The sequence below is a fragment of the Pseudomonas sp. 1121_17 genome, assembly GCF_052850745.1.
In genome coordinates this window covers 328,847-352,838 of record NZ_VXCX01000004.1, presented here as the reverse complement: position 1 = coordinate 352,838, position 23,992 = coordinate 328,847, and the positions used below count along the sequence as shown (strand labels likewise).

Below are 23,992 nucleotides of genomic sequence, written 5' to 3'. Positions count from 1 at the left end.
AGCGCTCCTCCATGAATGTTGATCTGCACTGTCACAGCACGGCCTCCGACGGCGCTCTGGCGCCTTCGATTCTGGTCGCTCGCGCTCACGAGCACGGCGTGCAGACCTTCGCCTTGACCGATCACGACACCATCGAAGGCCTGCCCGAGGCCCGCCAGGCCTGCATTGAGCGGGGTATGCACTGGGTCAGCGGCATCGAGTTGTCGTGCACCTGGGGCGGCGCGACCATCCACATATTGGGTTACGATTTTCCTCTCGATGCGCCGCCGTTGCTGAGCGCAATCGAAGCCTTGCACCGTGGTCGCTGGCTGCGCGCCGAAGAAATCGACCGACGCCTGGCTGCCAAGGGTATGCCCAACACCCTCGAAGGTGCTCGCGCCGTGCAGCAGGAACTCGGCGACAGCGGCAATGCTCCGGCGCGGCCGCACTTTGCCGATTACCTGGTGCGTGCCGGACACGTCAAGGACCGCGGCGAAGCGTTTCGCAAATGGCTCGGTGCCGGCAAGCTGGGCGATGTGAAGCTGCATTGGCCTACACTCGAGGAAACTGTCGCGACCCTGCGCCAGTCCAACGCTTGGGTAAGCCTGGCGCATCCGATGCACTACGAACTGACCCGCAGCAAGCGTAGACGGCTGATTGCCGACTATATTCAAGCAGGCGGGCAGGCACTTGAAGTGGTCAACGGCATGATGCCGGCTGAGCAGGTGGGCACCATGTCCATCCTTACCCGTGAGTTCGGCCTGCTGGCAAGCGCTGGCAGTGATTTCCACGGCCCCGGCACCTGGGGCGAGATCGGTGCCTATCGGCCATTGCCTGAGGACCTGCCACCTCTGTGGCGTCGATTCAAGCATGAGCAGCCTATGGCGGTTTGAACAGGACGATTTAGTGAGCCAATTTTTCCAGATTCATGCGGAGAACCCGCAGCCGCGCCTGATCAAACAGGCAGTGGAGATTATTCGCAAGGGTGGGGTGGTGGTTTATCCGACCGACTCCGCCTATGCCATGGGTTGCCAGATCGGCGACAAGAGCGCCATCGAACGGGTGCGCCGTTTGCGCCAGCTCGACAAGAACCACAACTTCACCCTGCTGTGCTGCGACCTGTCGCAAATGGGCTTGTTTGCCAAGATCGACACCTCCACGTTCCGCCTGCTCAAGGCGCATGTACCGGGGCCGTATACCTTCATCCTCAATGCCACGCGCGAAGTGCCGCGCCTGCTGCTGCATGAAAAGCGCCGTACCATCGGCCTGCGCGTGCCGTCCAATCCGATCGTGCTGGCGTTGTTGGCCGAGCTGGGCGAGCCATTGATGAGCGTCAGCCTGATCATGCCCGGCGACGAAGAGCCGATGAATGACCCCTACGAGATCCGCCAGGCGCTGGAACATCACGTCGACCTGATCATCGACGGCGGCTTTGGCAACGTAGAAGGGTCGACGGTGATCAACCTCAGCGGCGACGAGCCTGAAGTGATCCGGGTTGGCTGTGGCGATCCGACGCCGTTCCTGGTGGATGCGTGAATCAACTGGCGCAGCCCGAGGCAGCGGCCAGCGACCTTTCAGTACCGCAGCAACTGCAGCTAGCGCTGGTATATGGCGAGGCGGTTACCGAGCTGCCGCTGGACCTGTACATCCCGCCGCATGCGCTTGAAGTGATTCTTGAGGCATTTGAAGGCCCTCTCGATCTGCTGCTGTACCTGATTCGCAAGCAGAACATCGACATCCTTGATATTCCCGTTGCGGAAATCACCCGCCAGTACATGACCTACGTCGAGCTGATGAAGTCGGTGCGCCTCGAACTGGCCGCAGAGTACCTGCTGATGGCTGCGATGCTGGCCGAGATCAAGTCGCGCATGTTGCTGCCGCGCTCCAGCGAGATTGAAGAGGAGGAGGGCGACCCGCGTGCTGAGCTGATCCGCCGTTTGCAGGAGTACGAGCGCTTCAAGGCCGCAGCCGAGGGCATCGACACCCTGGCTCGGGTTGGCCGCGACGTGATCATTCCCAGGCTGGACGCACCGCAGGCGCAGGTGCGCAAATTGCTGCCCGATGTCAGCCTGGAAGAGATTCTGCTGTCTATGGCTGAAGTCATGCGCCGCAATGACCTGTTCGAGAGCCACCAGATCAGCCGCGAGACACTCTCTACCCGTGAGCGCATGAGTGAGGTGCTCGAGCGCCTCAAGGGCGGCGCGTTTGTGCCCTTTGTCGAGTTGTTCACCGTCGAAGAGGGCAAGCTCGGCGTGGTGGTCACCTTCATGGCGATTCTGGAGCTGGTTAAGGAATCGCTGATCGAACTGGTGCAGAATGAGCCCTTCGCCCCGATCCATGTCCGTGCGCGGACCGACTGAAACAAGCCGACCCAACTCCAATGAACCTGAATGAACCGCGCGACCTGGCGTCGCTGATCGAGGCTTTTCTGCTGGCCTCGGGCAAGCCGCAATCGCTTGAACGGCTGTACGAGCTGCTCGATGAAACCGAGCGTCCGGCACCGGCTGTCTTCAAGAAGGCCCTCGAACTGCTGGCCAAGTCCTGCAATGGCCGCGCCTTTGAGCTCAAAGAGGTCGCCAGTGGCTATCGCCTGCAGATCCGCGAGAACTTTGCGCCTTGGGTAGGCCGGCTGTGGGAAGAACGGCCGCAGCGTTACTCGCGGGCCCTGCTCGAAACCATGGCGCTGATCGCTTATCGCCAGCCCATCACTCGCGGCGAGATCGAAGACGTGCGTGGTGTGGCGGTCAACACCAACATCGTCAAGACGCTGATGGAGCGCGAGTGGATCCGCATCGTCGGCTACCGTGAAGTGCCGGGGCGCCCAGCGATGTTTGCCACTACCAAGGCGTTTCTCGATCACTTCAACCTGAAGAGCCTTGACCAGTTGCCAGCCCTGGCCGAGCTTCGCGAGATGGAGCCCGAGCCCCTGCTTGACCCGGACGACGCCCCGGTGCCGGCGCATCTGCAGGCGTTGGCTGATGCCAGCCTGGGCGAGCAAGAGGTGGGCGAGCCGCCGACCGAGACCAGCTTCCGCAGCCTGCTGGTCGAGCTGGATGCGATGGAAGAAGGTCTGAAAATTGATTTTGAAGACCTGCCCGAGGCGCAGCCTGATCCGTTGCCCGAAGATGACGCCGAACTGAGTTGACCGTTCGGCGCAAAGCCTGGCTGCCTGCGTAAAAGGCGCTACTCTGCAGTGCGCTTGGCTGATGAACCGCGTATAGTGCGCGCCCCTCTGGCCCATTCGTGGCCAGATACCGCATTTCATTCTTACACCGGGAGGTGCCCAGATGAGTGACAAAGAGCTGCTCGATACCCAACCTATTCCTCCATCCGGCGAAAAACTGCAAAAAGTTCTCGCCCGCATCGGCGTGGGCTCGCGTCGGGATGTCGAGGCCTGGATCAGCCAGGGCCGAATCAAGGTCAACGGCGTTGCCGCGACCCTTGGTCAGCGTGTCGACATGCATGACGCGATCTCGGTCGATGGCAAGCTGATCAAGCGCGTGGAGGCCTCCGAGGCCACCCGCCGGGTGATCATGTACAACAAGCCAGATGGCGAGATCTGCACCCGTGACGACCCGGAAGGCCGTCCAACCGTGTTCGATCGCCTGCCACGGCCGAAAGAGGGCCGCTGGATCAACATCGGTCGTCTCGACATCAACACCACCGGCCTGCTGCTGTTCACCACTGACGGCGAACTGGCCAACCGCCTGATGCACCCATCCTACGAGATGGACCGCGAATACGCGGTACGTGTGCGCGGCGAAGTCGATGACGAAATGCTCGACCGCCTTAAGGCTGGTGTAGTGCTTGAAGATGGCCCGGCGAAGTTCACCGACATCCAGAAAGCGCCGGGTGGCGAAGGCTTCAACCATTGGTACCACTGCGTGGTGATGGAAGGCCGTAACCGCGAAGTACGTCGCCTGTGGGAGTCGCAAGGGGTTATCGTCAGCCGTCTGAAGCGTGTGCGCTTCGGTCCGGTGTTCCTCAACTCTGACCTGCCAATGGGTCGCTGGCGCGAAATGAGCCAGTACGAAATCGACATCCTTGCCGCTGAAGTGGGCCTGCAGCCGGTTGCGCTGCCGACCTTGAACCTCAAGGCCAAGGACAAGATGGAACGTATGCAGCGCAAGTCCAGCCGTCCGCTGGGCCGTGGCGAACGCGTACGCAATCTGCGCCCGGCGCAGGAAGGCCAGGCCGAGCGCCCGGCCCGTGCGCCGCGTGAAGACAGCGCGGCTGCGCGCAAGGGCAGCCGTGCCCCGGCCGCCAGTGCGGTAGCCGAGCGTCCGAGCGATGTACGCAAGCGCACCAACAAGCCTGATGGTGCCCGCACTAGTGGCGGTCGCCCAACCGGCGGCAAGCCTGCTGGCGGTGGTCGCGGCAAGCCGCGGGGCTGATAGCGTGTGATCTGGGGCCGCTTTGCGGCCCCAGTCGTTTCGATGGCGAACCTAGGCGCAATGCCTGGCAACTTTTCCATCCGCCTTGTAAAGAAATCCTTACGGAATCGCCCGATTCCTCAAGCAAACGCTCACCGCGTAACGCAAACTTGCCAAACCCCCGCCCCAGAGCCCTCTCTGCCCCCAAACAGCCACTTGCCCAGTGCCCTGCAACACGCTGATATAGCCCCATGCCCTGTGCACAGCCTGGCCAAAGAGCCCGGCTAATAAAACAACAAATGGAGGCGCAATGTACGCCGATCAGTTCGCCACAACTGGCTCTTCCCACCGGATCGGTGCGCTTTTCCTACAGGAAATGACGCATCGCGTTGACGCCTGCGCGCTTGCGAGGGTATACAATGCGCCGCGTTTTACCTGTGACCCCCTTGCGTACCGCGCATTTCTGCTGACTCCCGGCTGACCGATCCTGGGCCTGTTGCCCGTCGCCTCCCGTGAATCCAGAAAAAATCCAAGGTAACCACCTTGCCCATTCCGCTGCGCCACGAGTGCGGTGGGTCCGATTCCGTCACAGATAAAAACAAGCAGGTGACTTCGTTCATGAGTGGACAAATCAAGCAGTCAGGCGAGCTCAAGCGGGGCCTGAAAAACCGCCACATCCAGTTGATCGCCCTCGGCGGCGCGATTGGTACCGGCCTGTTCCTCGGCTCAGCCGGAGTGATGGCGTCTGCCGGCCCATCAATGATCCTCGGCTACGCCATCTGCGGCTTCATTGCCTTCATGATCATGCGCCAGCTCGGCGAGATGATTGTCGAGGAGCCTGTGGCAGGCTCCTTCAGCCACTTTGCGCACAAGTACTGGGGCGGTTTTGCCGGCTTCCTGTCGGGCTGGAACTGCTGGGTGCTGTACATCCTGGTGGGCATGTCGGAGCTGTCGGCAGTGGGCAAGTATGTCCATTACTGGTGGCCCGAGATCCCTACCTGGGTCACTGCGGCGGCGTTTTTCCTGCTGATCAACGCCATCAATTTGATGAACGTGAAGGTGTTCGGCGAGACCGAATTCTGGTTCGCGATCATCAAGGTCGTGGCCATTGTCGGCATGATCGGCCTGGGCGCCTACATGCTCACTTCGGGCAGTGGCGGCCCGGAAGCGTCGGTCACCAACCTGTGGGTGCATGGCGGGTTCTTCCCCAACGGCGTCACGGGGCTGGTGATGGCGCTGGCGATCATCATGTTCTCGTTCGGCGGCCTGGAGATGCTCGGTTTCACGGCGGCCGAGGCTGACAAGCCGAAAACCGTCATCCCCAAGGCTATCAACCAGGTCATCTACCGCATCCTGATCTTCTATATCGGTGCACTGGTGATCCTGCTCTCGCTGACGCCTTGGAATACCCTGGTCGCCAGCATCGAAGCCGCCGGCGGCAGCTACGGCAGCAGCCCGTTCGTGCAGGTGTTCTCGCTGCTGGGTAGCGACGTTGCTGCGCACCTGCTCAACTTCGTGGTATTGACCGCGGCGCTGTCGGTGTACAACAGCGGCACCTACTGCAATGCGCGCATGCTCTACGGCATGGCCGAGCAGGGCGATGCGCCAGCAGGCCTGGCCAAGATCGACAAGCGCGGCGTGCCGGTTCGTTCGATTCTGGCTTCGGCAGCGGTCACCCTGGTAGCGGTGCTGCTTAACTACTTCATGCCGCAGCATGCGCTCGAGCTGCTGATGTCGCTGGTAGTGGCCGCGCTGGTGATCAACTGGGCGATGATCAGCTTCTCGCACCTCAAGTTCCGCCAGCACCTTGACCGTACTGGCCAGAAACCGCTGTTCAAGGCGTTGTGGTACCCCTACGGCAACTACCTGGTGATGGCTTTTGTCGTGCTGATCCTCGGCACCATGCTGATGATCCCGGGTATCCAGGTGTCGGTCTACGCCATCCCGGTATGGCTGCTGGTGATGTACCTGGCCTATGTCCTCAAGGGCGGCAAACGTGCCGGTCCTGCCGAGGTAGCTGTAGAGAGCGTGGCCAAGTAAACGGTCACGGGCTTTACCCGAAACCCGATGTCAGATCACTGGCATCGGGTTTTTTATTGGCTGCGGATCAGATCTGCGCCAGCAACCAGCTACGGAATGCCCGCAGCGAGGGCAACGCTTCGTTGCGCGGCGGATAGATCAGGTAGTAGCTGCGCTGGCTGGCAAAGGCTGCGCCCGGGCTGTACAGCTCGCCCTTGGCCAATTCTTCATCGACCAGAATCCGCGGCACCAGGCCAATGCCGATGCCAGCGCGCACCGCCTGGATCAGGTGCGAGGTCAGCTCGAAGCTCGGCCCCAGGCGCATCGATCGGTGTGGCAGCTCCTGATGGGAGAACCATTCGCCCCATGCATGAGGGTTGTTGGCCACGTTCAGCAGTACTTCCTGGCTGATCCGCGTTGGGTCCCATTGCTGGCCATCGCGGGCTGCGTCCGGCGGCAAGATTACCAGCAGTTGCTCGGCATGCAGGCGATGGCAGATCAGCCCGGGCAAGTCATTGCTGGCCACGCCGATGGCGGCGTCGATCTCGCTGGTGTCGAAATTGATCGCTTCGATGCGCGAATGAATATGCACCAGCATGCCCGGGTGCGCCGCGTAAAACTCATGCAGGCGTGGCAGCAGCCATTTCGAGCCGAAGGTGGGCAGGGTGGCCAGCCGCAGCGTGCCCACGCCGGACTGGTAGGCCAGGGCCTGCAAGGTCGCACTGCGGATGCGCCCGAGCGCCTCGCTGAGCTCGCCCTGGTACAGCCGACCGACGTCGGTGAGCTGCACCTGACGGCCCTCGCGGCGAAACAGGGTCAGGCCCAGTTGCTGCTCCAGCGCCTGGACCTGACGGCTGACCGCGCTCTGGGTTAGCGACAGTTCGGCGGCGGCGCGGGTGTAGCTCTCATGCCGGGCCGCTGCCTCGAAGGCCAGCAGCAGTGACATCGATGGCGTAAGGTGGCGGTAATTCATTCATAAAACTCATCAATAGCGGCAGGAAAATCCGTTTGCCCCCAGCGGCAAACTACAGGAACATTGACCTATTCGTCATCAGTGTCTGCGCGATGCATGCCGCAATGACAGGTTTACCGTGAATCAGCCCATATCAAGAGGCCATCCAACGATGATCGCCCAGTTGCACACCAGCGCGCCTGCCGCTAATTACCCAGAATTCCTCCAAGCCCTGCGTGGCAGTGGCTTCGCCGGCCAGATCAGCGCCGACTACGCCACCCGTACCGTGCTCGCGACCGACAACTCGATCTACCAGCGCCTGCCGCAGGCGGCGGTGTTCCCCTTGCACGCAGATGACGTGGTCAAGGTCGCGAAACTGATGAGCGAGCCGCGCTTTGCCGGCATCAAGCTGACCCCGCGCGGCGGCGGCACTGGTACTAATGGCCAGTCGCTGACCGATGGCATCATCGTCGACCTGTCGCGGCACATGAACAACATCCTCGAGATCAACGTCGAAGAGCGTTGGGTGCGGGTCCAGGCGGGTGTGGTCAAAGACCAGCTCAATGCTGCGCTCAAACCGCACGGGTTGTTCTTCGCCCCCGAGCTGTCTACCTCAAACCGCGCCACCGTTGGTGGCATGATCAACACCGATGCCAGCGGCCAGGGCAGTTGCACCTACGGCAAGACCCGCGACCACGTCCTCGAACTGCACAGCGTGCTGCTCGGCGGCGAACGCCTGCACAGCCTGCCGATCGATGACGCTGCGCTGGAGCAGGCCTGTGCCGCAACCGGCCGGGCCGGTGAGGTGTATCGCATTGCTCGCGACATTCATGAAACCCAGGCCGAGCTGATCGAGACCACCTTCCCCAAGCTCAATCGTTGCCTGACCGGCTACGACCTGGCGCACCTGCGCGACGCGCAGGGCCGCTTCAACCTCAACAGCGTGCTGTGCGGCGCCGAGGGTTCGCTGGGCTATGTGGTCGAAGCCAAGCTCAACGTACTGCCGATTCCTAAATACGCAGTGCTGGTCAACGTGCGCTACAGCAGCTTCATGGATGCTCTGCGCGATGCCAATGCGCTGATGGCGCACAAGCCGCTGTCGATCGAAACGGTCGATTCCAAGGTGCTGCTGCTGGCGATGCAGGATATCGTCTGGCACAGCGTCGCCGAGTACTTCCCGGCGGATGCCGAGCGGCCAACCCTGGGCATCAACCTGATCGAATTCTGCGGTGATGACCCTGCCGAGGTGAATGCCCGGGTGCAAGCTTTCATCGGCCATCTGCAGACTGACAAAGGTGTAGAACGGCTCGGTCACACCCTGGCCGAGGGCGCCGAGGCAGTCACCCGCGTGTACACCATGCGCAAGCGCTCGGTCGGCCTGCTGGGCAATGTCGAGGGCGAAGTACGCCCGCAGCCGTTTGTCGAAGACACCGCCGTGCCGCCTGAGCAGTTGGCTGACTACATTGCAGAGTTTCGCGCGCTGCTCGACAGCTATGGCCTGGCCTATGGCATGTTCGGCCATGTCGATGCCGGCGTGCTGCACGTGCGCCCGGCACTGGACATGAAAGACCCGGCCCAGGCCGCACTGGTCAAGCCGATCTCGGATGCAGTGGCAGCGTTGACCAAGCGCTACGGTGGGCTGCTCTGGGGCGAGCATGGCAAGGGCCTGCGCTCGGAATACGTGCCGGAGTATTTCGGCGCGCTGTACCCAGCCTTGCAGCGCCTGAAGGGCGCGTTCGATCCGCACAACCAGCTCAACCCAGGCAAGATCTGCACCCCGCCGGACAGCGCCGAAGGCCTGACCAAGGTCGATGGCGTGACCCTGCGTGGCGACCTCGACCGGACCATCGACGAGCGCGTCTGGCAGAGCTTTGGCAGCGCGGTGCACTGCAACGGCAACGGCGCTTGCTACAACTACGACCCCAACGACGCCATGTGCCCGTCCTGGAAGGCCACCCGCGAGCGCCAGCATTCGCCCAAGGGTCGCGCCTCGTTGATGCGCGAGTGGCTGCGCCTGCAAGGGGCGGCGGATATCGACGTGCTGGCCGCAGCGCGCAGCAAGGTCTCCTGGCTCAAGGGCTTGCCGACGCGGCTGCGCAACAACCGTGCACAGCAGCAGGGGGAGGTCGACTTTTCCCACGAGGTGTACGACGCCATGGCCGGTTGCCTGGCGTGCAAGTCCTGCGCAGGGCAGTGCCCGATCAAGGTCAACGTGCCGGACTTCCGCTCACGCTTCCTTGAGCTGTACCACGGCCGTTACCAGCGGCCACTGCGCGATTACTTGATTGGCTCGCTGGAATTCAGCATCCCGTACCTGGCCCACGCGCCGGGCCTGTACAACGCGGTGATGGGCTCGAAGTGGGTCAGCAAGTTGCTGGCCGACAAAGTCGGCATGGTCGACAGCCCATTGATCAGCCGCTTCAACTTCCAGGCGACGCTGACCCGTTGCCGTGTGCAGATGGCCACTGTGCCGACCCTGCGCGAACTGACCCCCGCCCAGCGCGAGCGCAGCATCGTGCTGGTGCAGGATGCCTTCACCCGCTACTTCGAAACGCCGCTGCTGGCGTCATTCATCGAGCTTGCTCATCGCCTCGGCCACCGTGTTTTCCTCGCGCCCTACAGCGCCAACGGCAAGCCGCTGCACGTGCAGGGCTTCCTCGGTGCGTTCGCCAAGGCGGCGATCCGCAACGGCAGCCAGCTCAAGGCGCTGGCCGACTGTGGCGTGCCATTGGTGGGGCTGGACCCGGCCATGACCCTGGTGTATCGCCAGGAATACCAGAAGGTAGAGGGGCTGCAGGACTGCCCGAAAGTGCTGTTGCCGCAGGAGTGGCTGATTGATGTGCTGCCTGAGCAAGTGTCAGCCACTGGCGCCAGCTTCCGTCTGATGGCGCACTGCACCGAGAAAACCAACGTACCGGCCAGCACTCGGCAATGGGAGCAGGTCTTCGCCCGTATGGGCCTGACATTGGTCACCGAGGCCACCGGCTGCTGTGGCATGTCTGGCACTTATGGGCATGAGGCGCGCAACCAGCAGACCTCACGGACTATCTTCGAGCAGTCGTGGGCGACCAGGCTGGATAAACAGGGCGAGCCCCTGGCGACTGGCTATTCCTGCCGCAGTCAGGTCAAACGCCTGGCTGACAAGCAGTTGCGCCATCCGCTCGAAGTCGTGCTGCAGTTTGCCCTGCGCTGAATTTCAGAGAGGTGGGCGGGAATCATGGAGAGGTGGCCGCAGGAGGGCGCGGCAGGTCTGGCTGATGAGGCTGGGCTTGCCAGCGGCACTCTGGACGGTGTGAAAACGTGATGAAGTGGGGTTTCCCGTGTTCAGCCGTTTTCACACTGCCGTGCGCGGTTATTCCTGATCAGCGCTGGATGTATCGTCGCCATTCTGCTCGACGGCTGGCGTCGGTTCAGAGTGGGCGGCAACGGTGTGCTCTTCGGGGTTCAGGCTTGGGAAGGGATGATTCGGGATCTCATGCATCTCGTCGTCCTCGCAAGTGTGAGTTGAAAAGGCTGCGCCAGGCGCGTGTGTTGCTTTGAAAAAGCTTGGGCAGGATACAGCAGTCGACATGACAGTTTGAACTTTTTGCCGATCAGCTGTCGGCTAGCGGGCGGATATCGGACAGAGCACGTGGGCGGGGATGCAGCTGAAACGGCAAGCGCCCGCAGAGTCTACGGCCTCTGCGGGCGCTGCCAGGCAGGTTACTTACGGCCTTCGGCGTTCTTGGCCACTTCATCGGTGCGGGCGCACATGATGAAGTCATTGCGGTGCAGACCTTTGATCGAATGGCTCCACCAGGTGACAGTGACTTTGCCCCATTCGGTCATCAGGCCAGGGTGGTGGCCTTCGGCTTCGGCGATTTCGCCAACGGCATTGGTAAAGGCCAGGGCGTGCTTGAAGTTCTTGAACAGGAATACCCGTTCCAGCTCCATATGGCCGTCACGCACTTCGATGTTCCAGTCGGGGATCTGCCGGATCAGCTCGGGCAGTTCGGCTTCGCTGACCTGCGGGGCATCGGCGCGGCAGGCTTCGCAGTGGGCTTGGTTCAAGGCATTCATGGTGTGGTTCCAATTCGAGTTGTTATCGTCAAGGTGGCTTCAGGCAGCAACCTTGGGTGGAAACTTGGGTGCGTGCAGGCCCAGCTGCATGCCTTGGTGGACCATGCCCATGATGTCTTCATGGGCCAGGTCGAACAGGCGCTTGAGGTTGGGCAGGACGAAGTACACCGGCTGCAGGATATCGATGCGATAAGGCGTGCGCATCGCCTCGATCGGGTCGAAAGCCTGATGCTCGGGCTCGCTGGACAGACTGTAGACGGTCTCCTTGGGTGAAGAGAGGATGCCGCCGCCGTAGATACGTTGACCTTGCGCGGTATCCATCAAGCCAAATTCGATGGTCATCCAGTACAGCCGGGCCAGGTACACCCGCTCTTCCTTGGTGGCAGCCAAGCCCAGCTTGCCATAGGTGTGGGTGAATTCGGCGAACCATGGGTTGGTCAGCAGCGGGCAGTGGCCGAAGATTTCATGAAAAATATCCGGCTCTTGCAGGTAGTCCAGTTCTTCACGGGTGCGGATGAAGGTAGCCACCGGGAAGCGCTTGCTGGCAAGCAGTTCGAAAAAGGTCTGGAACGGGATCAATGCCGGCACGCGCGCAACCTGCCAGCCCGTGGTGGCGCCAAGCACTTTGTTGATTTCGCCCAACTGGGGAATGCGCTCATGGGGCAGCTTGAGCTGCTCGATGCCGTCCAGGTACTCCTGGCACGCACGGCCTTCGATTACCTTTAACTGGCGGGTAATCAAGGTATTCCAGACTGCGTGCTCGTCTTGCGGGTAGTCGATAAAACCGTTCGCATCGGGCTCGCGGGCCACGTAGTGCGTCTGTTTCATGTGGCTCTCCTGGTGAGGGCTTTATTGTTTTGATTGCGACTGCCCTTAGGAATATCCCGTTGCCGAAGGTTTTGCATCGGGTTAACGCGCACGTTAACCCTCTTTTGCCTGCAGTTTCGTAACGTTAAGTTTACAAAATACCTGTGTTCCCGGAAAATCACGGCCATGCGCGGTAGCTAAGCGCTATTTTTGTCAGCTTATCTTTACGACTTTTCTGCATGCCGGTTAAAAATCGGCAGCTTCGAGACCTCTACATGCGTATCAAAGTGCATTGCCAGAACCGCATCGGCATCCTGCGAGACATACTCAACCTGCTGGTGGAGTACGGCATCAACGTGCTGCGGGGGGAGGTGGGCGGCGATCATGGCAACGCGATCTATCTACATTGCCCGAACCTTGTGAACCTGCAGTTTCAGGCGTTACGGCCCAAGTTCGAAGCCATCACTGGCGTATTCGGCGTCAAGCGGGTCGGCCTGATGCCCAGTGAGCGCCGGCACATGGAGCTCAACGCACTGCTGGGCGCGCTCGAGTTTCCGGTGCTGTCGGTGGACATGGGCGGCAGCATCGTCGCTGCCAACCGCGCCGCCGCGCAGCTGCTGGGCGTGCGTGTGGACGAGGTGCCGGGCTTGCCGCTGGCGCGCTATGTCGAGGACTTTGACCTGCCTGAGCTGGTCCGCGCCAACCAGTCGCGGATCAACGGCCTGCGGGTCAAGCTCAAGGGCGATGTGTTTCTGGCAGATATCGCCCCGCTGCAGTCCGAGCACGATGAAAGCGAAGCGCTGGCCGGTGCTGTGTTGACCCTGCACCGCGCCGACCGCATTGGCGAGCGTATCTACAATGTGCGCAAGCAGGAGCTGCGAGGCTTTGACAGTATCTTCCAAAGCTCGAAAGTAATGGCGGCGGTAGTGCGCGAGGCGCGGCGCATGGCGCCTCTGGATGCGCCGCTGTTGATTGAAGGTGAAACCGGCACGGGCAAGGAGCTGCTGGCGCGCGCCTGTCACTTGGCCAGCCCGCGCGGTCAGGCGCCGTTGATGGCGCTCAACTGTGCCGGCTTGCCGGAGTCGATGGCCGAGACCGAGCTGTTTGGCTACGGCCCGGGTGCATTCGAAGGCGCCCGCGCCGAGGGCAAGCTCGGTCTGCTCGAGCTGACCGCAGGCGGCACCCTGTTTCTCGATGGCGTGGCCGAGATGAGCCCGCGTCTGCAGGTCAAGCTGCTGCGCTTTTTGCAGGACGGCTGCTTTCGTCGGGTCGGCAGTGATGAAGAGGTATATCTGGATGTACGGGTCATCTGCGCGACCCAGGTGGACTTGTCCGAGTTGTGCGCGCGGGGTGAGTTCCGCCAAGACCTGTACCACCGCTTGAACGTGCTCTCGCTGCACATTCCGCCGCTGCGTGAATGCATGGATGGGCTGGACGGCTTGGTCGAGCATTTTCTGGATCAAGCCAGTCGGCAGATTGGCTGCCCACTACCCAAGTTGGTGTCGGCGGCCATGGATAAACTCGCGCACTATCATTGGCCGGGCAATGTGCGCCAACTTGAGAACGTACTGTTTCAAGCCGTTTCATTGTGTGAGGGCGGTGTGGTTAAAAGTGAGCATATCCGTTTGCCGGATTATGGTGTGCGCCAACCATTGGGCGAGTTTTCCCTGGAGGGGCAACTTGCTGATATTGTCGGGCGTTTTGAAAGGGCGGTGTTGGAGTCATTGTTGGCGGAGTTTCCAAGTAGCCGTGCGTTGGGTAAACGCTTGGGCGTTTCACATACGACCATCGCCAATAAGTTGCGAGAATATGCGCTAGGTAAATCAGCGGATCAATAGTCCGGATTAAGCGAAAGGGGCCTTGCGGGCCCCTGTTTCATGCTGCTTAACCGTTCGAGCAGCCGTTGCCCATCACTCGGTATTCAAGAATGTGCTGTTGGCCCTGCGAGTCTTCATAGGTCATGCGGGCCGGTACCACTTCGCAGACATTGGGCACCGCGCTCATCGAGATAACGCGGGCGATGTCCAGGTGCTGCGAGTAGTTGTACTGTTCAACCGGGATCTGCTTGGCGTTGTTTGCAAGGTCGTCGGCCAGTGCCGCGGTGCTGCAAAGAGTGCCAAGTGCCAATACCAGTAACGCTTTCATGTTCGATTTACCTATACAGGGGCGAGAGGGTGCACGCAGCGAGAGTGACGCTGCGCGTAAAACGATAATCAAGGGTTTTAATTATCTTGGGATTAACACCTGCCGGGTGGGGGGTACTGTCGGAAGTTAATCGCCTTGCCGTTGTTGGCGAGATGAATTTTAGGCCGCGGTGTACGGCTGAAACAGAGCGGGTTTTGATAAAGACTGTTGGCAGATTCTGTAACAATCCCGCGCCGCTGTGCTGTGACCAGACTGGCGAAGTGCTGGCATGGCTGATCTAGAGCCATCGCTGAGGGAGCAGTGGGTAAAGGAGGGGGGCGCTACTACCAACGTCGAATGGCCCTGAGCACTCTGTTACAGTTAAAAACGGTTCCATACAAAAACAACTATTACACCGAGGTATCACAGATGAGTGCGGCTCCACTGTATCCCGTTCGTCCCGAGGTTGCGGCGACCACCCTGACCGACGAGGCCACCTACAAGGCCATGTACCAGCAATCGGTGATCAACCCCGATGGTTTCTGGCGCGAGCAGGCTCAGCGGCTGGACTGGATCAAGCCGTTCACCAAGGTCAAGCAAACCTCGTTCGACGACCATCATGTCGATATCAAATGGTTCGCCGATGGCACCCTCAACGTTTCCTACAACTGCCTGGACCGTCACCTTGAAGAGCGTGGCGATCAGGTAGCAATCATCTGGGAGGGCGACGACCCTTCCGAGAGCCGCAACATCACCTACCGCGAACTGCACGAGCAGGTCTGCAAATTCGCCAACGCCTTGCGTGGCCAGGACGTGCACCGCGGTGACGTGGTGACCATCTACATGCCGATGATCCCCGAAGCTGTGGTCGCCATGCTGGCCTGTGCCCGCATCGGTGCGATCCATTCGGTGGTGTTCGGTGGCTTCTCGCCAGAAGCACTTGCGGGGCGGATCATCGACTGCAAGTCGAAGATCGTCATCACTGCCGACGAGGGCCTGCGTGGCGGTCGCCGTACCCCGCTCAAGGGCAACGTCGACCTGGCGCTGACCAACCCAGAGACCAGCAGCGTGCAGAAGATCATCGTCTGCAAGCGCACCGGTGGCGACATCGCCTGGCACCAGCATCGCGATATCTGGTACGAAGACCTGATGAAGGTTGCTTCGAGCCACTGCGCACCGAAAGAAATGGGCGCCGAAGAAGCGCTGTTCATCCTCTACACCTCAGGTTCCACCGGCAAGCCAAAGGGCGTCTTGCACACCACCGGCGGCTACATGGTTTACGCCGCGCTGACCCATGAGCGGGTATTCGACTACCGCCCGGGCGAAGTCTACTGGTGCACCGCCGACGTCGGCTGGGTCACTGGCCACAGCTACATCGTCTACGGCCCGCTGGCCAACGGCGCTACCACCGTGTTGTTCGAGGGTGTGCCGAACTATCCGGACATCACTCGTGTGTCGAAGATCATCGACAAGCACAAGGTCAATATCCTCTACACCGCACCCACCGCGATCCGCGCAATGATGGCTGAGGGGCAGGCTGCAGTCGAAGGCGCCGATGGCTCAAGCCTGCGCCTGCTCGGCTCGGTCGGCGAGCCGATCAACCCGGAAGCCTGGAACTGGTACCACCAGGCCGTAGGCAAAGGCCGTTGCCCGATCGTCGACACTTGGTGGCAGACCGAAACCGGCGGCATCCTCATCAGCCCGCTGCCAGGTGCGACTGGCCTCAAGCCGGGCTCGGCGACGCGGCCGTTCTTCGGTGTGGTGCCGGCGCTGGTCGACAACCTCGGCAACCTGATCGATGGTGCGGCCGAGGGTAACCTGGTGATTCTCGATTCGTGGCCAGGCCAGTCGCGCTCGCTGTATGGCGATCATGACCGCTTTGTCGACACCTACTTCAAGACCTTCCGCGGCATGTACTTCACCGGTGACGGCGCCCGTCGCGATGAAGATGGCTACTACTGGATCACCGGTCGTGTGGATGACGTACTCAACGTTTCCGGCCACCGCATGGGTACCGCCGAGATCGAAAGCGCGATGGTCGCTCATCCCAAGGTCGCCGAGGCGGCGGTGGTGGGTGTGCCGCACGACATCAAAGGGCAGGGAATCTACGTCTATGTCACCCTCAATTCCGGTACCGAGCCTAGCGAGCAGTTGCGCCTTGAGCTGAAAAACTGGGTGCGCAAGGAGATCGGCCCGATTGCTTCGCCGGATGTTATCCAGTGGGCGCCAGGGCTGCCGAAGACCCGCTCGGGCAAGATCATGCGGCGGATCCTGCGCAAGATCGCCACGGCTGAGTACGATGCCTTGGGTGATATTTCGACCTTGGCCGACCCTGGTGTGGTGCAGCATTTGATCGATACGCACAAGTCGATGAACCTGGCTTCGGCTTGATCAATCGGATCGGAGGGGGCGCGCAGCAGCCCTCAATCCTCAAGGCCCCGCTTCGGCGGGGTTTTTGCATTCTGTTACTTCGACATTCATCGGTAACCGATTCTGTCACCGCCGCCGCACCAAGGCGGGGCGCGGCTACCCAGTCGAGCCCTAAAACAGGGCTTAAAGCACCGTTGGCAAAACCCATAGCACGCTACACTTGCCGTATTACAAGGCTTTGCCAATAATAGGCGCACTTATTGCTTAGTTAACAGGTTGTTTCCCTTTTTGCTCTTGCATAAATCGTAAGGGCTGTCAATGTCGCCCGATACTGTTTCATGCGCTTCTATAACTAGTTGTCGCTTTGAAGAAATATCGACTAACGGGCTGTCGTTAGAATGCCACTCACTCGCTCGTGGTCTGCGGCCCTAGTCGATACCTCTCGCGGCTTGCGTTGTACCCATTCGCATTCGGGCAGCTGTTACCCCTGCCTTGTATTGCCCCGTACCGATGGAGTTACCTGATGAAGAAGCTTGCACTGCTTGGCGCCCTGGCGCTGTCCGTGTTTTCCCTGGTATCGCACGCCGATGAAAAACCGCTGAAAATCGGTATCGAGGCCGCTTACCCTCCATTTGCCTTCAAGCAGCCTGACGGCAGCATTGCCGGCTTTGACTACGACATCGGCAATGCCCTGTGCACCGAGATGAAGGTCAAGTGCACCTGGGTCGAGCAAGAGTTCGACGGCCTGATCCCGGCACTCAAGGTGCGCAAGATCGACGCGATCCTGTCGTCTATGTCGATCACCGACGATCGCAAGAAGTCGGTCGACTTCACCAATCGCTACTATCTGACCCCGGCACGTCTGGTGATGAAAGACGGCACCACCGTCAGCGACTCGCTGGCAGAGCTCAAGGGCAAGAAGATCGGCGTGCAGCGCGGCTCGATCCACAACCGCTTCGCCAATGAAGTACTGGCCCCGCAAGGCGCAACTGTCGTGCCTTACGGTACCCAGAACGAAATCTACCTGGATGTCGCTGCCGGTCGTCTCGATGGCACTGTCGCCGACGCCACTCTGCTCGAAGACGGCTTCCTCAAGACCGACGCCGGCAAGGGCTTTGCCTTTGTAGGTCCGGCCTTCACCGACGCCAAGTACTTCGGCGACGGCATCGGTATCGCCGTGCGCAAGGGTGACAAGGCCAACCTTGATCGGATCAACGCTGCCATTGCTGCGATTCGCGCCAACGGCGAGTACAAGAAGATCCAGGACAAGTACTTCAATTTCGACATCTACGGGCCTGAGGCCAAGTAAGACGTCGGACCGCAACTGTGCAATGGTGCAAACAGCAGAGGCTCTGAGGTTTGCACCATTTTTCATTCCCTAGGTCTGAGGAATCCCAATCATGTTGAAAGGCTACGGGGCAGTCATCCTCGATGGGGCGTGGCTGACGCTACAGCTCGCCCTGTCGTCGATGGCCCTGGCCATCGTGCTCGGTCTGATCGGCGTGGCGCTGCGCCTGTCGCCGGTGCGCTGGCTGGCCTGGCTCGGCGATATGTATGCCACGGTCATCCGCGGCATCCCGGATCTGGTGTTGATCCTGCTGATTTTCTACGGCGGCCAGGACTTGCTCAATCGGTTGGCGCCGCTGCTGGGCTATGACGACTACATCGACCTCAACCCGCTGGCTGCCGGTATCGGTACGCTGGGGTTCATCTTTGGCGCGTACCTGTCGGAAACCTTCCGCGGCGCGTTCCTGGGTATCCCCAAAGGGCAGGCCGAAGCCGGTGTGGCGTACGGCATGAGCAGCCGCCAGGTGTTCTTCCGGGTGATGGTGCCGCAAATGATCCGCCTGGCCATTCCGGGCTTCACCAACAACTGGCTGGTATTGACCAAGGCGACCGCGTTGATCTCGGTGGTCGGTCTGCAAGACATGATGTTCAAGGCCAAGCAGGCGGCTGATGCCACCCGCGAACCCTTCACTTTCTTCCTGGCGGTGGCTGCGCTGTACCTGGTGCTCACCAGTGTTTCGCTGCTGGCGTTGAAATACCTTGAACGGCGCTACTCGGTAGGCGTCAAGGCGGCAGAACTATGATCTTTGACTACAACGTCATCTGGGAAGCCATGCCGCTGTACCTGGGCGGCTTGCTGACGACCCTGAAATTGCTGGCGTTCTCGCTGCTGTTCGGTTTGCTGGCAGCGGTACCGCTGGGGCTGATGCGGGTGTCCAAGCAGCCGCTGGTGAATGTGCCGGCCTGGCTCTACACCTATGTCATTCGTGGCACGCCAATGCTGGTGCAGCTGTTCTTGATCTACTACGGCCTGGCTCAGTTCGAGACAGTGCGCGAGAGTATCTTCTGGCCGTGGCTGTCTAGCGCGACTTTCTGCGCGTGCCTGGCGTTTGCCGTCAATACCAGCGCCTACACCGCTGAAATCATCGCCGGCAGCCTCAAGGCCACGCCCCATGGCGAGATCGAAGCTGCCAAGGCGATGGGCATGTCGCGCTACAAGATGTACCGCCGTATCCTGCTGCCGTCGGCCATGCGCCGCGCGCTGCCGCAGTACAGCAACGAAGTGATCATGATGCTGCAGACCACCAGCCTGGCCTCGATCGTGACCCTGATCGACATCACCGGCGCGGCGCGTACCGTCAATGCCCAGTACTACCTGCCTTTCGAGGCCTACATCACCGCGGGTGTGTTCTACCTGTGCCTGACCTTCATTCTGGTGCGCCTGTTCAAGATGGCCGAACGCCGCTGGCTGGGCTACCTGGCGCCGCGCAAGCACTGACCGCTCTGTGAGAACCGACAGCATGTACAAACTCGAAGTCCAAGACCTGCACAAGCGCTATGGCAGCCATGAAGTGCTCAAGGGCGTGTCCCTGGCGGCCAAGGCCGGCGATGTGATCAGCATCATCGGCTCCAGCGGTTCGGGCAAGTCGACCTTCCTGCGTTGCATCAACCTGCTCGAGCAACCGCATGCGGGCAAGATTCTGCTCAACAACGAAGAACTCAAGCTGGTTGCCGGCAAGGAAGGCGCGCTCAAGGCGGCCGATCCGCGCCAGTTGCAGCGGATGCGTTCGCGCCTGTCGATGGTGTTTCAGCATTTCAATCTGTGGGCGCACATGACCGCGCTCGAGAACATCATCGAAGCGCCGGTGCATGTGCTCGGCATGAACAAGAAAGAAGCCCTGGAGAAAGCCGAGCATTACCTGGCGAAGGTCGGCGTCTCGCACCGCAAGGACGCCTACCCTGGGCATATGTCCGGTGGTGAGCAGCAACGTGTGGCGATTGCCCGTGCGCTGGCCATGGAGCCGGAGGTGATGCTGTTCGACGAACCGACCTCGGCACTCGACCCGGAGCTGGTCGGTGATGTGCTCAAGGTCATGCAGTCGTTGGCCCAGGAGGGCCGCACCATGGTCGTGGTGACCCACGAAATGGGCTTTGCCCGCGAGGTCTCCAATCAGCTGGTGTTCCTGCATAAAGGCATCGTCGAGGAGCGTGGCAATCCGCGTGAGGTGTTGGTCAATCCGCAGTCGGAACGGCTCCAGCAGTTTCTCTCGGGCAGCTTGAAGTAACGCTGCACCTTTGCACCAGAATAGGGCATGCTGCGCAGCGAGCGCAGCCATCCCCGGCGCAACTGACGCCACCTCTTCTCAGGTTTCGGATCACGCCCTATGACCACCCAGCGTATCGGCTTTCTCATCTGGCCCAACACCCGGCCGCTGACCTTGGCCCTGGCCGAAGAAGCACTGCTGGTTGCTCAGCGGGTACATCCGGAAGTTATCTACGATCTGGCGTTTCTCCAGGCTGAACCTGGCGAGCGGCAGGGCTGGCAGTTGCCGGGCGAGGCCTGGAATGGTCGGCTCGAAGGTTTCCAGAAGCTCTTCGTGCTGGCTGACGAGCCGCCGCAGGCGGTCACGGCCGCGCTGTCGTCCGGGCTCAAGCAGCTGGCTCGCAGCGGTTGCGTGATTGCCGGGCTGTCGGCAGGTGTATACCCGCTGGCGCAGCTCGGCCTGCTCGATGGCTATCGCGCCGCGGTGCACTGGCGCTGGCAGGATGATTTTGCCGAACGCTTCCCCAAGGTGATTGCCACCAGCCATCTGTTCGACTGGGACCGTGATCGCCTGACGGCCTGTGGCGGCATGGCCGTAGTCGACCTGTTGCTGGCCGTGCTGGCCCGTGACCATGGCGCCGAGCTTGCCGGTGCGGTATCCGAGGAGCTGGTGGTCGAGCGCATTCGCGAGGGCGGCGAGAGGCAGCGTATCCCGCTGCAGAACCGCCTTGGCTCGAGCCACCCCAAGCTGACCCAGGCTGTGCTGTTGATGGAAGCCAACATCGAAGAGCCGCTCACCACCGATGAGATCGCCCAGCATGTGTGCGTCTCGCGGCGCCAGCTGGAGCGGATCTTCAAGCAGTACCTCAATCGCGTGCCGAGCCAGTATTATCTTGAGCTGCGCTTGAACAAGGCGCGGCAGATGTTGATGCAGACCAGCAAGTCGATCATCCAGATCGGGCTGTCGTGCGGGTTCTCGTCGGGGCCGCATTTTTCCAGCGCCTACCGCAACTTCTTCGGCGCGACGCCGCGTGAAGACCGTAACCAGCGGCGCAATAACAGCCCGTTCGAGCTTAGTTCGGCGCCTTCGGTCGACAAGTAGCATATTGGGGCCTTTGCACGGCCCTAGCAGTCATGTGAACAACTGTTCTCTCAATTACCCGCCACCTCTCCCCGACAGTTCCTCGCTCCTTTACACTGCGCGATTGCGACAGTGTTTGTCGCATTGCCGAAAACCTCTGTGAAACACGGTTTGGCGCTGTAACAAGTTGTCGCTTGGCCGCAAGGACAGGCGCTGATCAGTCCTTACAATCCCCCCATCGCTCGCCAATCCCAGGCCAGCGTTTCTCTTCAGGAGACTCAGATGTCCGTTGAGCAAGCCCCGGTGCAACGTGCCGATTTCGACCAGGTCATGGTTCCCAACTACGCCCCGGCGGCGTTCATTCCGGTGCGAGGCGAGGGCTCTCGAGTCTGGGACCAGGCGGGTCGCGAACTGATCGACTTTGCCGGCGGCATCGCGGTAAACGCCCTGGGTCATTGCCATCCGGCGCTGGTCAAGGCACTGACCGAGCAGGCCAATACCCTCTGGCACGTATCCAACGTGTTCACCAACGAGCCGGCGTTGCGTCTGGCGCACAAGCTGGTCGACGCGACCTTTGCCGACAAGGCGTTTTTCTGCAACTCCGGCGCCGAGGCCAACGAGGCTGCGTTCAAGCTGGCCCGTCGGGTTGCCCATGATCGCTTCGGCCCGGACAAGCATGAAATCATCTCCACCGTGAACAGCTTCCACGGTCGCACTCTGTTTACCGTCAGCGTCGGTGGCCAGCCGAAGTACTCCGACGGCTTCGGCCCGAAGATCACCGGCATCAGCCATGTGCCGTACAACGACCTTGAAGCGCTCAAGGCACAGATCTCCGACAAGACCTGCGCGGTGGTGATCGAGCCGATCCAGGGCGAGAGCGGCGTAGTGCCGGCTGACCTGGCTTACCTGGAAGGTGCGCGCAAGCTGTGTGACGAGCACAACGCGCTGCTGATCTTCGACGAAGTGCAGACCGGGGTTGGCCGTACCGGCCACCTGTATGCCTACCAGCATTACGGCGTGATCCCGGACATCCTCTCCAGCGCCAAGAGCCTGGGCGGCGGCTTCCCGATCGGCGCCATGCTGACCACCGACGACATTGCCAAGCATCTGGTCGCCGGTACTCATGGCACTACCTACGGCGGCAACCCGCTGGGCTGCGCCGTGGCCTGTGCAGTACTGGATGTGATCAACACCCCGCAGACCCTGGCCGCTGTCACTGCCAAGCACGAGCGCTTCAAGGCACGCCTGGAGAAGATCGAGCTGTTCAGCCTCGTCCGCGGTGTCGGCCTGCTGATCGGCTGCGTGTTGACCGATGTCTGGAAAGGCAAGGCCAAGGACGTGCTCAACGCCGCCGAGAAAGAAGGCCTTATGGTGTTGCAGGCTGGCCCGGATGTAGTGCGTTTTGCACCAAGCCTGGTCATCGAGGATGCCGATATCGACGAAGGCCTGGACCGCTTCGAACGCGCGGTAGCCAAGCTGCTGCAAGGCTGACATACAGCGATTCTGTCGCCGCTGTCAGCAGTGCCAGCGGCGACAGCAGAATTCCAGCGCGGGTGCCTTGTCTCAGACGGGCACCCGCCGTTTTGCCGCACCACGCTGTGCGGCCCGTATTCCCGAAAGGAGTGACACCATGCTGGTAATGCGCCCCGCGCAAATGGCTGACCTGAATGAAGTGCAGCGCATGGCTGCGGACAGCCCGGTTGGTGTCACTTCGCTGCCTGATGACGCTGCGCGTCTGGGCGACAAGATTGCCGCGTCGGAAACCTCATTTGCCGCCGAGGTCAGCTTCAATGGCGAAGAGAGCTACTTCTTCGTGCTCGAAGACACCAGCACCGGCAAGCTGGCCGGCTGCTCGGCCATCGTCGCCTCGGCGGGCTACTCGGAGCCGTTCTACAGCTTTCGTAACGAGACCTTTGTGCATGCTTCGCGCGAGCTGAAGATTCACAACAAGATCCACGTCCTGTCGCTGTGCCACGACCTCACCGGCAACAGCCTGCTGACCAGTTTCTACGTGCTGCCGGAGCTGGTGGCCAGCGGCTTTGCCGAGCTCAATTCGCGCGGCCGCCTGCTGTTCATGGCCGCCCACCCGGAGCGCTTTGCCGACTCGGTGGTTACCGAGATCGTCGGCTACAGCGACGAGCAGGGTGAGTCGCCGTTCTGGGATTCGATCGGGCGTAACTTCTTCGACCTGAACTATTCCGACGCCGAGCGCCTGTGCGGGCTGAAGAGCCGGACCTTCCTCGCCGAGCTGATGCCGCATTATCCGATCTATGTACCGCTGCTGCCGGACAACGCTCAGGAGGCGATGGGGCAGGTGCATCCGCGGGCGCAGATCACCTTCGACATCCTCATGCGTGAAGGCTTCGAGACCGAGCATTACATCGACATCTTCGACGGTGGCCCGACCCTGCACGCACGTGCCTCGGGGATCCGCTCGATCAGCCAGAGCCGAGTAGTCCCGGTCAAGCTCGACGAGGCCACAGTCAAGGGTGGCCGCTCGTACCTGGTCTGCAATGGCCAGTTGCAGGACTACCGCGCCGTGTTGCTGGAGCTGGACTGGGTGCCGGGCAAGCCGCTCAGCCTGAGTAGTGAAGCGGCCGATGCCCTGGGCGTCGGTGAAGGTGCCAGCGTGCGGCTGGTCGCTGTTTGACCGGCCTGGCCCTAGCGCCAGCGCTCGC

The 23,992-nt window shown here is 61.2% G+C and carries 20 protein-coding genes; 16 read left to right on the top strand and 4 right to left on the bottom strand.

Going from position 1 to position 23,992, the window contains the following annotated elements; genetic code table 11:
- Positions 1-11: 11 nt before the first annotated feature.
- From FW789_RS11755 to FW789_RS11730, 6 genes are all read left to right on the top strand, one after another.
- A complete protein-coding gene (locus FW789_RS11755; RefSeq protein WP_101317681.1) occupies positions 12-872 on the top strand; it encodes a PHP domain-containing protein in 861 nt (286 codons plus the stop codon).
- Positions 873-885: 13 nt separating this feature from the next.
- Positions 886-1,515, top strand: coding sequence for an L-threonylcarbamoyladenylate synthase (locus FW789_RS11750; RefSeq protein ID WP_101317683.1), 630 nt, complete (start codon positions 886-888; stop codon positions 1,513-1,515).
- Positions 1,516-1,625: 110 nt separating this feature from the next.
- Positions 1,626-2,339 (top strand): segregation and condensation protein A, encoded by a 714-nt coding sequence (locus FW789_RS11745; protein WP_181003841.1) that lies wholly within the window; start codon positions 1,626-1,628, stop codon positions 2,337-2,339.
- 20 nt (positions 2,340-2,359) lie between these two features.
- On the top strand, positions 2,360-3,124 hold the full coding sequence (gene scpB, locus FW789_RS11740) for an SMC-Scp complex subunit ScpB (protein ID WP_150569809.1): 765 nt from the start codon (positions 2,360-2,362) through the stop codon (positions 3,122-3,124).
- A gap of 142 nt (positions 3,125-3,266) precedes the next feature.
- Positions 3,267-4,373, top strand: coding sequence for a 23S rRNA pseudouridine(2605) synthase RluB (gene rluB, locus FW789_RS11735; protein WP_103436594.1), 1,107 nt, complete (start codon positions 3,267-3,269; stop codon positions 4,371-4,373).
- A 597-nt stretch (positions 4,374-4,970) separates the two neighbouring features.
- The gene (locus FW789_RS11730) at positions 4,971-6,392 is read left to right on the top strand and encodes an amino acid permease (RefSeq protein WP_446431478.1); all 1,422 of its coding nucleotides are present in this window, start codon (positions 4,971-4,973) and stop codon (positions 6,390-6,392) included.
- A gap of 67 nt (positions 6,393-6,459) precedes the next feature.
- Here the strand turns inward: FW789_RS11730 and FW789_RS11725 are convergent, their stop codons facing one another.
- Positions 6,460-7,344, bottom strand: coding sequence for a LysR substrate-binding domain-containing protein (locus tag FW789_RS11725; protein WP_103436596.1), 885 nt, complete (start codon positions 7,342-7,344; stop codon positions 6,460-6,462).
- A gap of 151 nt (positions 7,345-7,495) precedes the next feature.
- Here FW789_RS11725 and ydiJ point away from each other — a divergent pair, with 151 nt between their 5' ends.
- The gene (gene ydiJ / locus FW789_RS11720; protein WP_446431477.1) at positions 7,496-10,516 is read left to right on the top strand and encodes a D-2-hydroxyglutarate dehydrogenase YdiJ; all 3,021 of its coding nucleotides are present in this window, start codon (positions 7,496-7,498) and stop codon (positions 10,514-10,516) included.
- A 509-nt stretch (positions 10,517-11,025) separates the two neighbouring features.
- Here the strand turns inward: ydiJ and FW789_RS11715 are convergent.
- Positions 11,026-11,382, bottom strand: a complete 357-nt coding sequence (locus FW789_RS11715; protein ID WP_101317695.1) for a 4a-hydroxytetrahydrobiopterin dehydratase — start codon at positions 11,380-11,382, stop codon at positions 11,026-11,028.
- A gap of 39 nt (positions 11,383-11,421) precedes the next feature.
- On the bottom strand, positions 11,422-12,210 hold the full coding sequence (gene phhA, locus FW789_RS11710) for a phenylalanine 4-monooxygenase (RefSeq protein WP_181088171.1): 789 nt from the start codon (positions 12,208-12,210) through the stop codon (positions 11,422-11,424).
- A gap of 254 nt (positions 12,211-12,464) precedes the next feature.
- Between phhA and FW789_RS11705 the strand changes: the two genes are divergently transcribed.
- The gene (locus FW789_RS11705; RefSeq protein WP_103436599.1) at positions 12,465-14,027 is read left to right on the top strand and encodes a sigma-54-dependent transcriptional regulator; all 1,563 of its coding nucleotides are present in this window, start codon (positions 12,465-12,467) and stop codon (positions 14,025-14,027) included.
- A 46-nt stretch (positions 14,028-14,073) separates the two neighbouring features.
- On the opposite strand, the gene FW789_RS11700 is transcribed toward FW789_RS11705, so the two are convergent.
- Positions 14,074-14,334 (bottom strand): DUF2790 domain-containing protein, encoded by a 261-nt coding sequence (locus FW789_RS11700; protein ID WP_101317702.1) that lies wholly within the window; start codon positions 14,332-14,334, stop codon positions 14,074-14,076.
- A 408-nt stretch (positions 14,335-14,742) separates the two neighbouring features.
- Between FW789_RS11700 and acs the strand changes: the two genes are divergently transcribed.
- The 8 genes from acs (at position 14,743) to aruF (ending at position 23,964) form a co-directional block, all read left to right on the top strand.
- Positions 14,743-16,704, top strand: a complete 1,962-nt coding sequence (gene acs / locus FW789_RS11695) for an acetate--CoA ligase (RefSeq protein ID WP_186698573.1) — start codon at positions 14,743-14,745, stop codon at positions 16,702-16,704.
- A 502-nt stretch (positions 16,705-17,206) separates the two neighbouring features.
- Positions 17,207-17,992 carry an ABC transporter substrate-binding protein gene (locus FW789_RS11690; protein ID WP_101317704.1) on the top strand — a complete coding sequence of 262 codons (786 nt, stop codon included), beginning with the start codon at positions 17,207-17,209 and terminating at the stop codon, positions 17,990-17,992.
- 91 nt (positions 17,993-18,083) lie between these two features.
- Positions 18,084-18,773 carry an ABC transporter permease gene (locus FW789_RS11685; RefSeq protein WP_101317706.1) on the top strand — a complete coding sequence of 230 codons (690 nt, stop codon included), beginning with the start codon at positions 18,084-18,086 and terminating at the stop codon, positions 18,771-18,773.
- Entirely contained in the window at positions 18,770-19,468 is a 699-nt protein-coding gene (locus FW789_RS11680) for an ABC transporter permease (protein ID WP_207072620.1), read from the top strand. Before FW789_RS11685 ends, FW789_RS11680 begins: the two co-directional genes overlap by 4 nt.
- 22 nt (positions 19,469-19,490) lie before the next feature.
- Positions 19,491-20,255: an ABC transporter ATP-binding protein gene (locus FW789_RS11675; protein ID WP_101317710.1), complete on the top strand. Its 765-nt coding sequence runs from the start codon at positions 19,491-19,493 to the stop codon at positions 20,253-20,255.
- 99 nt (positions 20,256-20,354) lie between these two features.
- Positions 20,355-21,335 (top strand): transcriptional regulator ArgR, encoded by a 981-nt coding sequence (argR, locus tag FW789_RS11670; RefSeq protein WP_446431476.1) that lies wholly within the window; start codon positions 20,355-20,357, stop codon positions 21,333-21,335.
- A gap of 261 nt (positions 21,336-21,596) precedes the next feature.
- Positions 21,597-22,805 carry an aspartate aminotransferase family protein gene (locus FW789_RS11665; RefSeq protein ID WP_103436603.1) on the top strand — a complete coding sequence of 403 codons (1,209 nt, stop codon included), beginning with the start codon at positions 21,597-21,599 and terminating at the stop codon, positions 22,803-22,805.
- Positions 22,806-22,944: 139 nt separating this feature from the next.
- Positions 22,945-23,964, top strand: coding sequence for an arginine/ornithine succinyltransferase subunit alpha (gene aruF, locus FW789_RS11660; RefSeq protein WP_446431475.1), 1,020 nt, complete (start codon positions 22,945-22,947; stop codon positions 23,962-23,964).
- The last annotated feature ends 28 nt before the right edge of the window (positions 23,965-23,992 follow it).